Genomic DNA, 15,551 nt, shown 5'->3' with positions numbered 1-15,551 from the left:
TTTAAATAATTGAATCGATTCCAATGGTGTATTTTGGTAGTAGGCCAAATTACGCGTACATTAATACCGTATCTAAAAGGAAAAGGAACATTCCCCACTAATTAGTGGGAATGTTCCTTTTCTGCATAATGGATGACATCAGCCATTATGGCGTACAACTCTTTTAATTTTAATTCCTTGTTTTCAGTTAATCTTTTAGCTAATTTTTCACTGATAATCCCTTTTTCAATCAATACATTCCAGTTGTTATCACTTGACTTTCCTACTAATACTTCCGCCAAGTGTTCTGCGACTTCATCTCTTTTAATTGGGTTTTTTTCTTTTTTAGCTACTTTATAGATAACGACATCCAGCTTATCCCCAAGCTCGTTCATTTTCTCTGGACTAACACGTTGAACGCCCTCTTTTAGCATTTTCGCAAACTTAATCTTTGTTGCTGTATCTTCAACTTTTAAGTCATTCGAATAACCACCGACAACGAGACCGTAATTGATTAAAGTTTGAATAGATTTATCATACCATTCATTTTTATAAGGATAATCCATCTCAAAAGAATCTACAAAGGCTCCTTGTTTCTTCAAATTTTCTCGTAAAGTATTAATGAGTTTTTTGTCCTTGCTCATTGCTCTAAAGGTTACGTCTTCTTTAATGGCTATCGCTGCTGCTGCTCCCGCTGCTTCACCTGTCACCATACCCGTTGGAACGACACGTGCACTTCCAGCTGCAAGTGATGAATAACCTGCTGAACGACCTACAACAAGCAAGCCATCGATTTCTTTCGGCACTAAAGAACGGAAAGGAATTGCATATTGATTTGGAGCTGAAATAACATATCCATAATCATGAGGCGTTTGCGCTTGTACATCAACTGGATAAGCAGCTACGCCAATGCTATCCCAATGATCACTATTCTTCCAAACATCAGACATCGGTAATTGGTATTCTGCCCAAATATGTTTTGTTTCGCGGACGTATAGTTCCTCCGGATAACTCACAACTTCTGCATTTTCAAAGCCAGGAAACTTCTCATGTAAATATTTTAAAATATGTTCAGTCTCTTTCTTCCCTTTTTCAATTGCTTCCTGTTTAGAAAGTTCATTCAAACCATCGATTCCGAAAATTTGTAAAGCATTAATATAATATTCATCATCTACTTTTGCTAAATTCAAGCCTCGTAATCTCGTACCTTCTAGTACTGGCTTATAGTCATCATGAAGCTTTGTAAAGCCCCACATAACTGAATCATTTAGGTGAGCACCACCAAAAGTATTTGAATTTGCTTCTTTTTTCACCTTATCCCAATCAACATTTTTTAAATGTAGCATCAAGGTAACAGCCATTCTCTTATCCTTAATACCAATATCTTCTCCACCCATGAAAAATGGAACTTTTGACATTGTAGCAAAATCAGCATCTTGTGTAGCATCAATGAATGTCTTGCCTTTTACAGCATACGTACCATATTTATTTTTTAATTCCACTGATGTTAGCTGATTTGAATCAAGATTGGCATTAACGACTTCTGTTTGTACAGAAAGCGTTAAATTTGGTTCTTCATCGACAAGCTTTTTAAAGGCAGCCTTCGCATCTACAATTCCAAAGGCATCTTTCCCTCTAACTAGGTCGTGCCATTCTTTAAAAATACCCATACTGACTGGTCGTTTAGAGTCATTTCGAGGTATATCAAGGAAATTGAGCATTCCATACGTAAATAATCCGCCTAATTCTTCACGCTTTTCTACTAAAAGTGTTTTTGCACCATTACGAGCTGCTGATACTGCAGCAGCAACCCCTTCTGGCTCTCCACCAATGACAATTACATCATATTCTTCATTTATCGTTTTTTCCGGAATTGGCTTTTCATAGTTTTTCACAAGTTTTTTATGTGCCATTTCACTTCTAATATCTGTTATAAAATAATAACTTCCTATACCTAGTACAATTACTACTATTAATATGGCTGATCTTACCAAGCCCTTACCCATAACATACCTCCAATAGATAAAATTCCCATCTGTATCTCTTGTTTATAATCATGATCACCTTTTGAAAAAGTTGACATGACATATTTATATAGTTATTAACTGTTTTACATTTCAACGTGAGTTCGTAGCAAACCTAATAGGTCTTTACAGTCTAGGTACTTTTCAAAATAGTTTTTCACACAGTAGATAAAATCGAATCCACCTAAAATAACTTACCTTGGTGAGTTCAAGGGTTTTCATTTCCTATAACAAGTGGTGCCATTTTGGACGGCACGGCATGAAAGTATGATGAAATAATAGTCTTCTACTGACAGTTACCTATACTGATATTCGTAGTGGCAAATCATTGGGGTTGGAATAGCAGCAGAATATCAACTTTAAGAACTAACCAAATGCATTTAAAGCATAAGAAACAATAAATATGTATGTATAATCTAAAACAAAAAAAGATACATAATCATTCTAGCGATATTGTAACAATGAAGCAACTAGAACCTATTAAATTGTTGTAGGTCTTTATGATTGTTTTTTCATTTTCCGACAGAAATCTCCATTTCAAAGAATATAATGGGCGCAGCTAATGAGTAAAGTATACCTCCATCATGATGAAGCTTTTGATACAGAGTTAGTTATTATTGTCCGCTTTCCCACCAAATAAATCTAATTCCATTACTTCTGAATTCGCCAAATCTCCCACACTAATGTCAAGCCTGTATTTCTTGTGAAATAAATGCCTTCCTTAACATGGCGGAAGGCAAAAGACTTATTTTTTATTTTCTAAATAATTACAGAAAGGACAAAGATGATCTCTACTTATAAAAATAGCACTGTACATAAACGACCATGGAATATCATCGGTACATCTTTCACATTTATCATAATAAAAAGGTAATAAACCATTTTCTATAAAGACATGCCATTGTTCATCTGATAATCTTCCAGGTCCGTTTTTTATGGCAAGTATCGATATTTCCAGCACTTCACCATCGTAAAATCTATTTGTACTAATTAGTTTCTCCACATAAGAAATGAATTCAGATGGTTCACTTAATATTCTTTGTTTTAATTCTCTATGCATAAAAACCCCTCTAAATTAAAGAAATTGAAAAAGAACAAGTCTCATTTTTTCGAGTACCTGGAATAAATCTTTCATACTAAATACTTACGTTCAATAATTTTCATCAATGAGACACAACGATATGGATTTAATCATCAATTTATTAAAAAAGCATTTCTACATTATCGTCATTAGCCTAAAAGCTTAAATAAGCGTCATGTCCTCAATTACTAGATGTTCATGCATTATCAATCCTTTCTAACTCATCCGCCAATGTCTCATTATGCTTTGTGTTTGCTACCAATAGGAACAAATGTTAAAAGAATAAATACAAATTATAAACCCTTAAAAATGTATCTTTTATAATATATTTTTTTCATTCCATACCATTTCATTCAGATAAAAATTCACACCTAGTTAAGCTGTTAATGACCTGTTTAGTCTTACAATGTACTTCAAAGCTATTAATTGACGCTAAGACAGTCACTGAACTTCCTCAGGTAACACCTTGGATTGTTCAATAGTTTGTATTACTTCTTCTAAAATGTTTATAACTCTTTCAGCTTTTTCTTCAATGTATCGTAATACTTATTCCCTTGCGTAAATACTATATGGTATTTCAGGTATAATTTGTATAAAATGAAAAAATAGAGACACAAATTAACATATCCCTCAGTGTGTATGTAATTATCCGATTGTAATACTCATAACGTTTGTTTTATTTTTATTTGTCAAACCATCTATCGTCCATCCTCTGACTTTTAAATAAGCCCTTGTCTAACTTACCCAAAAAAGCTTACATATTTTTAAAAATTACATCCCTGATTCAAGATCATAATAAATTGGTAATTTTTCCGCGTATCTAATAAGTAGGAAGTGTTTAAAAAGCTATATAGAAATAGATTGCGAGGTATATATGAAAAAATCATTAAAAATTTCTTCTATTATTATTCTTGTTATTGTAGTCGTGTCTATAGTAGCTTTGCTATTATTTGGACGTAACAACCATAGTAATTTATCTGGAAGCTTTTCTGAAAAAATCTAGCAATATTTGATAAATGAAAAATTTCAGGGTACCGTCCTAATCGCAAAGGAAGATGAAGTGTTATTTACAAAAGGTTACGGATTGGCTGCCACTGATTTACCTAATAGCCCAAGCACGATCTATCAGATTGCTTCATTATCTAAAACATTCACGGCAGTAGCAGTCATGCAACTAGTAGAAAAAGAACTTCTCAACTTAGATCATCTAATTTCGCAATACTTTCCAGACTTTCCGAATGGAGAAACTATTACAATAAGTCATCTGCTAAGTCATAGCTCGGGAATTCCGGACTATCTAAAGGGAAATTTTGATTACAGTAAAGAATGGATTCCAATTGATATTGTAAATACCGTTAGTGATTCTGAATTAGAATTTACCCCAGGTACAAGCTTTAGTTATAGTAATACTGGTTATGTGATGTTAGGACTTATTATTGAAAAAGTCAGCGGACAGCCCTATGCAAATTATATAGAAGAACATATTTTTGAGCCGAGCAACATGATTAATTCTATGTTTACAGTTCCGGATGATTTACCCAAAGCGGAAGGACATATAGAGGGGAAAGTCGGACCATTAATGCATAATTCTGCTGCATATGCAGCTGGGGATATCATTTCTTCAGCTGAAGATTTAGAACTGTTTGATCGAGCCTTGCGTAATAATGAATTGATCAGCAAAAAATCTTTAGAGCTGATGGGTATGACCCATGCTAAAAAGTTTCCGAATCAATACGGATTTGGTTGGTATACACAAGATGTCATGGGGAAAAATGCTGTTGGGCATCCAGGAGGATATCCAAGTGGGTTCCGTCATTATGTAACACGGCTAAATGACGAAGAATTAACAGTGATCGTTCTTAGAATGAGATGACGGTGAATTCAAAAAAAATCAACCGTCACCTTATATCCATCGTTCTTCAGCAGCCAATTTGGATATGGGAAGAGAAACTTTAATGATAAAAGCCTTTTCTCAAGTTTGAATGAAATAAAGCCCCTTCTCACTAGAGAGCGCTTTATTTCATTAAACCTGTTCTTTACAATTGAGACGATTAAATACATAAAAAAGTATATGTATTCACTTTTTATTAACATTATCCCCACTCTTACCCCGCTCAAATATTTGACAACACATAACCAAACGTTGATTTAATAATGTTTATAGACTATGGTACATATTTCATGATATACTAGTGCCATTGTGAAAAAAGGAGGAACTTGCATGATTCAAGTAAGTAATGTAGGTCTTCGCTATGGCGATCGTAAACTATTTGAAGACGTAAATATAAAATTCACACCAGGGAACTGCTACGGTTTAATCGGTGCAAACGGTGCTGGTAAATCAACATTTTTAAAAATTCTTTCTGGTGAAATTGAAGCGCAAGAAGGACACGTATCAATGGGTAAGGACGAACGTTTATCAGTTCTTAAACAAAACCACTTTGAATACGATGAATTCAATGTATTAGATACAGTTGTTATGGGGAACAAACGTCTTTGGGAAGTAAAATCTGAAAAAGACGCTATCTACGCAAAAGAAGACTTTTCTGATGAGGATGGCATGCGTGCTGCTGAATTAGAAGGTGAATTCGCTGACCTAAATGGTTGGGAAGCTGACTCAGAAGCAGCAACATTATTAAACGGGTTAGGAATTGGCGACGAGCTTCACTATATGCTAATGGCTGACCTTGAAGGTTCTGACAAAGTCAAAGTATTATTAGCACAAGCTCTATTTGGTAAACCAGACGTTCTATTACTAGATGAGCCTACCAACCACCTTGACTTAAAAGCAATTCAATGGTTAGAAGAATTCTTAATTAACTTTGAAAATACGGTTATTGTTGTATCCCATGACCGTCACTTCTTAAATAAAGTGTGTACGCATATCGCGGATTTAGACTTCTCTAAAATCCAATTATATGTTGGTAACTATGACTTCTGGTATGAGTCTAGCCAATTAGCACAAAAAATGATGGCAGACCAAAACAAGAAGAAAGAAGAAAAGATTAAAGAGCTACAAGCATTCGTTGCTCGTTTCTCTGCGAATGCTTCGAAATCAAGCCAAGCGACTTCTCGTAAGAAAATGTTGGATAAAATCGAGCTTGACGACATTAAACCTTCTAGCCGTAAATATCCATTCATCAACTTCCAAACTGGACGTGAAATCGGTAACGATGTTTTAACAGTGGAAGGTCTTACAGCAAGTAATGAAGGCGAAACACTATTTAAAGATATTCGCTTTTCAATGAACAAAGAAGATAAAATCATTTTACTTGGTAATCCAATGGCAAAAACAGCTCTTCTTGATATTTTAACGGATGAAAGAAAAGCAGATGCTGGTACGTTCAAATGGGGCGTAACAACTTCTCAAAGTTACTTTGAAAATGATCACGATAAATACTTCGAAGGTTCAGAGAAATCATTAGTGGAATGGTTACGCCAATATTCTCCTGATGATGAAACAGAAAGCTTCTTACGTGGCTTCTTAGGTCGTATGTTATTCTCTGGTGAGGAAGTAAAAAAATCACCTTCTGTACTTTCAGGGGGAGAAAAAGTACGTTGTATGCTATCTAAAATGATGCTTGCTACAGCAAACGTTGTTTTACTAGATGAACCAACGAACCATCTTGATCTTGAATCTATTCAAGCACTAAATGAAGGACTTATGCGCTTCAAAGGTGCGATGCTGTTCACATCTCATGACCATCAGTTCATCCAAACAATTGCGAACCGTGTCATCGAAATCCGTGAAGACGGTACAATTTTAGATAAACTATTAACTTATGATGAATTCCTTGAGTGGAAAGATAGCCAAGGCTTAAGCTAATATTAAAAGGGTTCTCCTATTCAAAAAGGAGAACCCTGTTTTTTTATTGCTATAAAGCTTTCCTTGTAAAAATAATGTCCACGATTACTTTGTCGATGTTGTCATTGCCACTTCCACTTGAGTATCTGAAAGCTGTTCATTTTCTTGTACTTTCTCGATAGTTTCTTCATATTGAGTGATGATCCGTGTATCAGGCGAAAATACTGCAAGTAGCAATGATATTAGAAGCCCAGCTATCATCAAACCACCAAATAAATACGGTGAAGCCCCATACTCTGTTGCTAAAGAAGTCCATAGCATTGGTCCAAAACCGACGATTGCTGCTGCGATTTGATAGCCAAAGGATAGCCCCGTATAGCGAACATTCGCTGGGAATAATTCAGAGAAGAACGTACCTTGCGTCGCGAAAATGGCTGCCCATACGACACCAAGTAAAACGACTTGTAACATAAAGAAATAAGTTGAACTGACCGGAATCATAACGAAATAAGGAATAGCTAGCAATAACATTGTGATAAGGCCACCGATATAAATTTTCTTACGTCCTATAAAGTCTGAAAAATAACCAACTAGTGGAATTGTGACTATCATTGTTGCACAGCTTATTGTTAAAGCAAATAATGCGACATCCCTTGTGTAGCCAATATACGTCGTCGCATACACTAATATAAATGACATTAAAAATACATTAAAGAATCCGTCCCCTATTTTTAATCCAATAATGCGGAAAATGTCTTTTTTGTTATATTTAAATACTTGGACAATTGGTAGCTTAGCTAGTTCACCATTGTCTTTTTTGCGTTTAAATTCAGGTGTTTCTTCAATCCCGCTTCGAATCCATATCGCTAATACGATTAAAACTGCACTAAATAGAAATGGTAAACGCCATCCCCAGGCCATAAATTGTGCTTCAGTCGTTAATGAAGAAATAAGCGTAAAACTAAATGTCCCTAAAACTAAACCGATTGGAACACCAAGCTGCGGAATAGAGCCAAAAAAGCCACGCACACCTTTTGTAGCCGATTCGGTAGCTAGTAACACAGCACCTCCCCACTCACCCCCAAGTGCAATCCCTTGAATAAGTCGCAAAATGACTAAAAGCATTGGCGCGAGTAACCCCACTTGCGCATAAGTAGGTAATAAACCGATCAAAAAAGAACTACCGCCCATTCCAATTAACGTAAGCATAAGCGAGGCTTTCCTTCCGACACGATCACCCATATGTCCAAAAATTAAACTTCCAATTGGTCGTGCCGCATAGCCAGCTCCAAACGTAGCAAATGCAATTAAAATCGAAATTGCTGGATTAGTCGAAGGGAAAAATAGCGTTGTAAAAACTAATCCTGTTGCCGTTCCATACAAATAAAAATCGTACCATTCAATAATTGAGCCTGCTAAACTTGCTAATAATATTTTCACATTTTTCATATAGCCCCTGCTCTCTACAGTCAAATTTTTATATCATTCGCTTTAACTAAAAATAGCGTTACGTAAAACATGCTTTTGAATTTTGCCAACTGGTGTACGAGGGAAATCTGTCACAAATTCAATACGATCCGGCACTTTAAATTTTGCGAGACGTTCCCGACAATGTGCAATCAACGCCTCTTCACTAATAGCAACGCCAGTCTGTAAAATAACATAAGCTTTAATAGCTTCATCACGCATATCATCTGGTACACCGATGACTGCCGCTTCAAATACGAATGGATGCTCTGTTAATACACGCTCCACTTCATTGGCTGCCACATTTTCCCCTGAACGTTTAATCATATCCTTTATGCGATCAACAAAATAAAAATAGCCATCTTCATCTATTCTGGCGTTATCCCCAGTCAGTAGCCAGCTATCTTTAAACGTATCGTTTGTCGCTTGCTCGTTCTTAAAATAGCCTTTCATTAACGTTCTACCTGGTATCCCTTTAACGGCAATTTGACCAATCTCCCCTTGATTTACGGGAATCCCATGTTCATCGACAAGCTGAACCTCATAACCAATGCTTGGTCTACCAATACTCATATTTTTTCGTATTCCAAATAGAGGATTTATTAGTGGAATCCCGACAGTCTCGGTCAATCCATACAGTTGCAATAACCTCACATCAAATTGTTCTTCAAACTGTATTAATTGGTGTTCTGCTACTGACTGTGCAAAAAGAATAAGTCGTAGCGGGTTATCCAGCGCCTCTTTTTCATAATCTTTCGCTAGAATCATACGAATAGGTGCGGCAAATAATGAGCCGACCGTTCCACCTAATGCCTTTGCTTGTTTAAAATAACGCGAAGCACTAAATTTCTCCGTAACTGCAATGCCTGCTCCTACCATGATGGCAGACATCGTGGAGTAATATTGCGCATTCCCATGGAAAAGCGGTAGGACAATAAATGTTCGATCTTCAGGTGTTAAAGCGATTGAACGTGCCATTAACTCCCCTGTGTAAATATAATTAGCATGTGTCACTTGTACACCTTTTGGTTTGGATGTAGTCCCAGATGTATAAAGCAATGCCACAATATCTTCTGCGAAAACTGTTGGGAAATACACATTGTTATCGCTCTCATCTTTAATGAGCTCAGAGAAATATAAGACACCATCAGCGTTATCTAGTTGTCTCGTAACAATAATATTTTGTATAGTTGGTGTTTGAGACTGTATACTAACAAACTTTTCGATATAGTCCTCTTCCGTAATAATAAGAACAGCTTCGGAATGAGCAATAATATAAGACATCTCATCCGCCGGAGATAAAATATTAGTTGGCACCATGATGCCACCAATTTCAGCAAGAGCGAACCACGCTGTAAAAAACTCCATATTGTTCGGTAAATGCAACACAACATGATCCCCTTTTTTAATGCCCAGCTTAAGAAGTGCATTACTGAAGCACATAACTTCCTGATAAAAATCCCCATAACTTTTTTCGAAATAAATTCCGTTACGGTCCTCAAACCGAATAAAACTTTTTTCAGGCTGTTGCGCAACTCTCTCCCTTAAAACAGAACGTAATGTTCTATTTCCAATTAGATCCATGATCTACACCCCTTTTGAAATAGTTTCATAGACTATAGTCTGTATATTAATCGTCAAGGCAAATATTTGTCAATATTATTTCAAATAATTCTGAAAATAAGTTAATAACATAAACGAGTATTATGCTAAAGTTAAATAGCAAATCTAGTGGAAATGTGGTGATGTTGCAATGAAGATGACAAGAAAACAGCAGGCTCAAGAAACGAAGAAACATATATATTTAACAGCGCTTACATTATTCCAAACGAAAGGCTTTGATCAAGTAACGGTCGATGAAATTGTTCAGAAAAGCAACAGCTCAAAAGGAGCATTTTATGGTCATTTCTCTTCAAAGTACGATATTTTCCTAGAGAAGTTTAAAGAAATTGATCATTTTTATGAAGAATTTACGACTACACTGCCCGTAAGTCTTTCCTTCAAGGAAAAGGTAATCTCATTAATTGATGCACAAATGAAATATTTAAAAGATGATTTAGGAATGGATTTAATGCGGTCTGTTTACAAAAGTGGCTTAATTGAAAACGAAAGAAATTTCTTTTCTAATTCTGAACGCAAATTGTATAAAATCTTGCATTCATTTATACAAAAAGCAATTAAGGATGGCGAATTATCTGTACAAATAAATGTGCAGGAAACTGTGATTTACATTACTCGTTGTATGCGAGGTTCTTTATATGACTGGTTAGTTTTTGGAAAAGATTTTGATTTGTTACAAGAAAGTAAAGGCTTTATTGCAATATTTTTAGATGGTTTGCTATTAAATAAGGATCGTTAATAATTTGAAGCCAATAACCAATTCTACTTTAAACGAAAATAGGCACTTCCTATTTACAAATAAATTAGGATTGCCTATTTTCTCGTTATATGTAATTGTTTTTCATATTTACGAAAAATAAAAAAAAGACAGATACATTGAGTATCTGCCTAAAACGTCTACTTTTGCATTTCTTTCGTTGGTCCCATTATGCCTGGTACTGGTAAGCCTGCTTGACGTAGTAGCACCGTCATTTGTCCACGGTGATGTGTTTGATGATCGATTAGTACACGTAATAATGCACCTCTAGCAATTGGACCAGTGAAGCCTTTTACTTCTTCCAGCAAGTCCTCATTTGATAGCTTTGCCGCTTCCTCTTTCACACCATTTGCTAGTTTTTCGTAAGCAGCTACAATTTCAGCTGCTGTAGATGGAATTGGATCTTCTTGACGAATCATAGGCACCTGTAAACCTGCTAAATAACTGAAATAACCAGCAGCACCAACTAAATGCCACCCTAACCAGCCTAATGAACTGTGACCTGCTACAATGCTTTGCTCTAGCTTTTCATCTGTTACGGCTTTTAATACTTGAATAGTACCTTGTGCTGATGCTGACCACTCATTTAAAAAATCATCTACTTGTCGATACATTTAAATGCCCCCCATTTTCGTAAATTCATCTCTATCATATTAAATTAGAAACTCTCTTACAAGTTTCTAGTATCCAATTGACATAATATTATTATTTAAAATCAAATGCTCTTGTTGCTAACACATCCTTTTGTACAGTATACCGAGCATTATTTTTTGTGATCGGCTTAATGCGTCTAGCAAATAGATTACTCTTGTAAACTGGTTTTCATAATATTCGTATAACCTCTAGACTTCACGTATAATGAAAGAAAAGAACGGAAGACGTTCTATGTAAAATGGGAAATAACTTAAACTATTCAATCGCCCTAGACTTCTTTTAGATTAACACGCTCTAGAGGGTACAATGACCACAACGACATATTCTGTATAGAAGCCATGATGTTGACACGAATATGGAACGTTTTGCATTACACCTACCCTACAAAAATTGAATAAAAATTATTTCACAGGCGTCCTGCTTGGGCGCTTTTCATTTTGAGTAAGGAGGCCTTTTATGAGTGAAATACATAGATCAACAACAGATGAAGATTTGTCCGAAGAAGAATTGATTGAGCTTGTCCTCGCGGAACAGGAAAAAGCGTTAGCACAAGAACAAGAAGAACGCCTCAAAGGGAAAAAGCCCAAAAAACAAAGACCGATTGTCAAATGGATTGTCTGGAGTATGGCATTTGTGTTAATTTTGAATACATTTGCACTTATCTTTCATATTTACTCCATTCCAGCGATTGAATTTTTGAAAGTGTCTACTCGGTTATCAACACAAGAAGATATAAAAACATATAAAAAGGCTGTTGTAGAGATCTCTACAGGTTCTAGTAAAGGTACTGGTTTTGTGATTTCTTCAGATGGACTTATCGTAACCAATGCACACGTTGTAGATGATGCACAATCATTAATCGTTGTTTTCCCTGAGGAAGGATTAATGGGTGCCAAGATAGTGGAAAGTTACCCCGACGTAGATTTAGCATTATTGCAAGTAACTGGTGATGATCTACCTTCCCTTTCACTTGCTAAAAATCCGAGCTATAGCAAAAATGAGCATGTGTATTTCATTGGTAATCCACTAGCCTTTACGGGCATTGCAAATGAAGGTACATTACTGGAATCAACATACCTAGAGGATTGGCAGGAACCTGTTATGATGATGGATGCCCCTGTTTATCGAGGAAATAGTGGGAGTCCAGTCATAAATGCTGATGGCGAGGTTATCGGGATTGTCTTTGCAACGGCGAAAAAAGATCCATATGGCCGTGTCGGTTTGTTTATTCCGGTTGAGGTGTTACAGCGTATTTTAAGTAAATAATACCTATAGCTACAATTCGGTTGAAAACATAATTGTTTAATTCTTCAGAAGTAAAGCCGTCTAGTCCTTTTGTATAAAAATGACCTTCTAAATATAATGAAGGTCATTTTTTTGATTAATTTTAATTTCCTGTTTGAGAAATTTCACTAATAATATGACTAAGAGCTTCGTTTATCGGTGTAGCATGGCGACCAAGTAATCTTTCTAAATCGTTACTTTCAATCTCTAAACCACCTTCTCGAATACCTTTTTGCGTGTTTACGAGCATAGGAAGGTATGCTTCTGGTACACCTGCACCTTTCATAATATCGGCATAAGTAGCATCATCGACTTGTTGTACATGAACTTCTTTCCCTAATACATTTCCAAGAGCAGAAACTAATTCCTCTTGCGTCATTAGCTTCCCAGAAAGCTCATAAATTGTATTCCCGTGTCCTATCCCTATCAATACATTTGCTGCTGCCTCCGCTAAATCTTGTCGAAGTACCCAGCCTACTTTTCCTTTTCCTGCTGATGTAACCCAAGGTGCTCCTACCATCGCACCCTGTATGCTCCCAATTTCATTTTCAAAATACCAATTGTTTCGTAAAAATGAGTAAGGAATCCCTGTTTTAAAAATTGCTTCTTCTCTGGCTCTATGGGATAAAGCGAGGAAAAAATCACTTTCATTTGCATTTGTTACGCTAGTATAAGCAATAAATTTCACTTGAGCACGTTGAGCAGCAGTTACGGCATTCGTATGTTGTCTCATTATTGTTTCATAATCACCAAACGTAGATATTATTAAAACTCGATCAATTCCTGAAAAGGCAGAATCTAATGTTTCTGGTTGATCAAAATTTCCGTGTCGAACTTCTACTCCGAGAGCTCGCAATCCTTCTGCTTTCTCCGGATTTCGAACACTAACGGCCAACTCACTCGCCGGTATAGCTTTTAATAATGCTTCTACAACCTTTGATCCTAGTTTTCCCGTTGCTCCTGTAACTAATATTTTCATATTTTTCCCTCCAATTAGATTTTCATATTGAAAAATAAAATCTAGGTATATACTATATCTACAGTCACAATAATAAAAGTAGGCATTTTTTTATGACATAGTCACAAAAAAAGTACCTTAGGAGAGAGGGATACGACAACCAATGGCTCGATTTAATTTTGAAGGAGAACCTCCTACCGAAGAACAAGAGGAAGTATGTTCGTTGACACTTACTCAAAACGTAATCGCTGGAAGATGGAAAATTATAATTTTATGGTATCTAAGTAGGCGTACAAGAAGATTTAACGAACTTCAAAGGTTGTTACCAGGCATTTCAAAAGGGATATTGACAAGACAACTGAGAGAGTTGGAAGAAGACGGAATGGTTCACAGAGAAGTGTATAAACAAGTTCCTCCAAAAGTTGAATACTCACTAACAACACAAGGGAAAAGTTTTATTCCAGTATTGAACACTATGGAAGAATGGGGTAAAAAATATATGGAGAAAAAACAACAGGAAAAAAATTAGTCCTTACTAAATCCTTGATTTCACTGCATAAAAAGCCAACGTTTTGAATAAAGTTTATTCAAAACATTGGCTTTCCTTTAATTTCAAAAATTATTTTATAATAAAGATTGATTATTTTGATTCTTCTTATCCCGCAAAAGCCCCTGTTAGTTGGACAAGGAAAAGCAAAAAAATAATCAATTAATCTCACCTACATTGTAGGTTTTCCACTGTTCCCTGACTATTTCAGGGATTGAAGATATTTTTCTAATAAAGATAAAAAGAGGGCGATATCATCTTTACTAAGATCACCAATATTGGCCACCCTAAAAGAATTTAATTGATAAACTTTCCCAGGATATATCGTTATTCCGTTAGCATAAAAATAATCATGCATTTCTTTAAAATTATACTTTTCATTTTCGGGTTCTACTATTGCTGTAATAATTTTTGAATGGTGCTCGACAGGGACGAGATAACTTAAACCAAGTCTAGAGAGGCCTTCTACTAAAGTTTCCCAACATTTAGAATAACGTTCATATCTTTCTTTTATTCCTTCTGCTTTTAATTCTACAATTGCCTGTTTTAGCGCATAGATAGTTTGTACAGGCGGAGTAAAACGCATCTGACCTGTCTCGATGAAATGGTGATATTGAGAATAAAGATTTAAGTAATAATTTGTCGGCTTTTTTGTTTTTCCTTTTTCTAGTTCGCTTTTTTTAGCTATAACAAAAGAGACTCCTGCCATTCCTTGAAGGTTTTTATTGGAGCTAGCCGCCAAATAACTTATTTTCATTTTACTCATATTAATAGGAATTGCCGCAAACGAACTCATTGCATCTACCATCATATTAATCTCATTTTCTGCACAAATGGAGCCAATCGATTCTATATCGTTTAATAATCCCGTTGTAGTTTCATTATGCACAACAGCTAGATAAGATACTTTTCGAGGATTTTTTTGAATGAATGACTGTAACTGATCTAATTTAATAGGTTGATCGGGTGGACTTAAAAACTCAATCCAATCCAGCTGATAAGCTTCTGCAATTTCACACATTCTTTTTCCATAGGCTCCGTTATTAATGATTACTAAAACCCCATCAGTCATTACTGAACTCAAGATTGATTCTACAGCAGCAGTACCTGAACCACCGAATAACACGGTTGTATATTGATTCTCTTCTGAAACTAAACTAGTAAGTTCAGAAGTAACAAATTGCAATAATTGGCTGAAGTCATCTTCACGAGGGCAAATATCAGGTACCACTTGTGCGTATTTAACCGTATCTGTTGTAGTAGCAGGTCCGGGATTCAGTAATATATTTCTTTTAATTTTTTTCACGGTACTCCTCCCTTTAATTTTATTACACTTTTATACGCGGTTCGAATTATCCCTGTAGAGAAGTTCTTA

At 35.7% G+C, this 15,551-nt stretch carries 12 protein-coding genes; 5 read left to right on the top strand and 7 right to left on the bottom strand.

All coding sequences use genetic code 11. The features are described from left to right. Nucleotides 1–101: 101 nt before the first annotated feature. Complete coding sequence (locus B1B04_RS15200; RefSeq protein WP_079562286.1) at nt 102–1,985, bottom strand: FAD-dependent oxidoreductase; 1,884 nt, start codon at nt 1,983–1,985, stop codon at nt 102–104. 763 nt (nt 1,986–2,748) lie between these two features. Then, a complete protein-coding gene (locus B1B04_RS15195) occupies nt 2,749–3,063 on the bottom strand; it encodes a hypothetical protein (RefSeq protein ID WP_079562285.1) in 315 nt (104 codons plus the stop codon). Between the two features lie 1,081 nt (nt 3,064–4,144). On the opposite strand from B1B04_RS15195, the gene B1B04_RS15190 reads away from it, so the two are divergent. Then, a complete protein-coding gene (locus B1B04_RS15190; RefSeq protein WP_240518309.1) occupies nt 4,145–4,957 on the top strand; it encodes a serine hydrolase domain-containing protein in 813 nt (270 codons plus the stop codon). Between the two features lie 348 nt (nt 4,958–5,305). Continuing rightward, nucleotides 5,306–6,910, top strand: a complete 1,605-nt coding sequence (locus B1B04_RS15185) for an ABC-F family ATP-binding cassette domain-containing protein (RefSeq protein ID WP_079562284.1) — start codon at nt 5,306–5,308, stop codon at nt 6,908–6,910. Between the two features lie 84 nt (nt 6,911–6,994). Here B1B04_RS15185 and B1B04_RS15180 read toward each other — a convergent pair whose 3' ends face one another. Both B1B04_RS15180 and B1B04_RS15175 read right to left on the bottom strand, forming a co-directional pair. After that, on the bottom strand, nt 6,995–8,338 hold the full coding sequence (locus tag B1B04_RS15180; protein WP_079562283.1) for an MFS transporter: 1,344 nt from the start codon (nt 8,336–8,338) through the stop codon (nt 6,995–6,997). A gap of 42 nt (nt 8,339–8,380) precedes the next feature. Then, nucleotides 8,381–9,940, bottom strand: a complete 1,560-nt coding sequence (locus B1B04_RS15175) for an AMP-binding protein (protein WP_079562282.1) — start codon at nt 9,938–9,940, stop codon at nt 8,381–8,383. Nucleotides 9,941–10,109: 169 nt separating this feature from the next. Between B1B04_RS15175 and B1B04_RS15170 the strand changes: the two genes are divergently transcribed. Next, nucleotides 10,110–10,715: a TetR/AcrR family transcriptional regulator gene (locus B1B04_RS15170; RefSeq protein ID WP_079562281.1), complete on the top strand. Its 606-nt coding sequence runs from the start codon at nt 10,110–10,112 to the stop codon at nt 10,713–10,715. A 158-nt stretch (nt 10,716–10,873) separates the two neighbouring features. On the opposite strand, the gene B1B04_RS15165 is transcribed toward B1B04_RS15170, so the two are convergent. Next, on the bottom strand, nt 10,874–11,347 hold the full coding sequence (locus tag B1B04_RS15165) for a DinB family protein (protein WP_079562280.1): 474 nt from the start codon (nt 11,345–11,347) through the stop codon (nt 10,874–10,876). Between the two features lie 496 nt (nt 11,348–11,843). Between B1B04_RS15165 and B1B04_RS15160 the strand changes: the two genes are divergently transcribed. Continuing rightward, nucleotides 11,844–12,653, top strand: coding sequence for a S1C family serine protease (locus B1B04_RS15160; protein ID WP_079562279.1), 810 nt, complete (start codon nt 11,844–11,846; stop codon nt 12,651–12,653). A 121-nt stretch (nt 12,654–12,774) separates the two neighbouring features. On the opposite strand, the gene B1B04_RS15155 is transcribed toward B1B04_RS15160, so the two are convergent. Further along, entirely contained in the window at nt 12,775–13,650 is an 876-nt protein-coding gene (locus B1B04_RS15155; protein ID WP_079562278.1) for an SDR family oxidoreductase, read from the bottom strand. Between the two features lie 142 nt (nt 13,651–13,792). On the opposite strand from B1B04_RS15155, the gene B1B04_RS15150 reads away from it, so the two are divergent. Next, complete coding sequence (locus tag B1B04_RS15150) at nt 13,793–14,158, top strand: winged helix-turn-helix transcriptional regulator (RefSeq protein ID WP_079562277.1); 366 nt, start codon at nt 13,793–13,795, stop codon at nt 14,156–14,158. Nucleotides 14,159–14,378: 220 nt separating this feature from the next. Here B1B04_RS15150 and B1B04_RS15145 read toward each other — a convergent pair whose 3' ends face one another. Continuing rightward, the gene (locus B1B04_RS15145) at nt 14,379–15,482 is read right to left on the bottom strand and encodes a 2-aminoethylphosphonate aminotransferase (RefSeq protein WP_139376978.1); all 1,104 of its coding nucleotides are present in this window, start codon (nt 15,480–15,482) and stop codon (nt 14,379–14,381) included. Nucleotides 15,483–15,551 lie beyond the last annotated feature (69 nt).

The sequence above is a fragment of the Lysinibacillus sp. KCTC 33748 genome, from assembly GCF_002237755.1.
Lineage (GTDB): Bacteria > Bacillota > Bacilli > Bacillales_A > Planococcaceae > Lysinibacillus.
This window is presented reverse-complemented; position numbering and strand designations above follow the sequence as displayed.

What these genes read in the sequence shown, in the direction of transcription:
- B1B04_RS15175 (WP_079562282.1), bottom strand. Translation starts at nt 9,940, where the DNA reads ATGGATCTAATTGGAAATAGAACATTACGTTCTGTTTTAAGGGAGAGA.
- B1B04_RS15150 (WP_079562277.1), top strand. Translation starts at nt 13,793, where the DNA reads ATGGCTCGATTTAATTTTGAAGGAGAACCTCCTACCGAAGAACAAGAG.
- B1B04_RS15170 (WP_079562281.1), top strand. Translation starts at nt 10,110, where the DNA reads ATGAAGATGACAAGAAAACAGCAGGCTCAAGAAACGAAGAAACATATA.
- B1B04_RS15200 (WP_079562286.1), bottom strand. Translation starts at nt 1,985, where the DNA reads ATGGGTAAGGGCTTGGTAAGATCAGCCATATTAATAGTAGTAATTGTA.
- B1B04_RS15195 (WP_079562285.1), bottom strand. Translation starts at nt 3,063, where the DNA reads ATGCATAGAGAATTAAAACAAAGAATATTAAGTGAACCATCTGAATTC.
- B1B04_RS15155 (WP_079562278.1), bottom strand. Translation starts at nt 13,650, where the DNA reads ATGAAAATATTAGTTACAGGAGCAACGGGAAAACTAGGATCAAAGGTT.
- B1B04_RS15165 (WP_079562280.1), bottom strand. Translation starts at nt 11,347, where the DNA reads ATGTATCGACAAGTAGATGATTTTTTAAATGAGTGGTCAGCATCAGCA.
- B1B04_RS15160 (WP_079562279.1), top strand. Translation starts at nt 11,844, where the DNA reads ATGAGTGAAATACATAGATCAACAACAGATGAAGATTTGTCCGAAGAA.
- B1B04_RS15185 (WP_079562284.1), top strand. Translation starts at nt 5,306, where the DNA reads ATGATTCAAGTAAGTAATGTAGGTCTTCGCTATGGCGATCGTAAACTA.
- B1B04_RS15180 (WP_079562283.1), bottom strand. Translation starts at nt 8,338, where the DNA reads ATGAAAAATGTGAAAATATTATTAGCAAGTTTAGCAGGCTCAATTATT.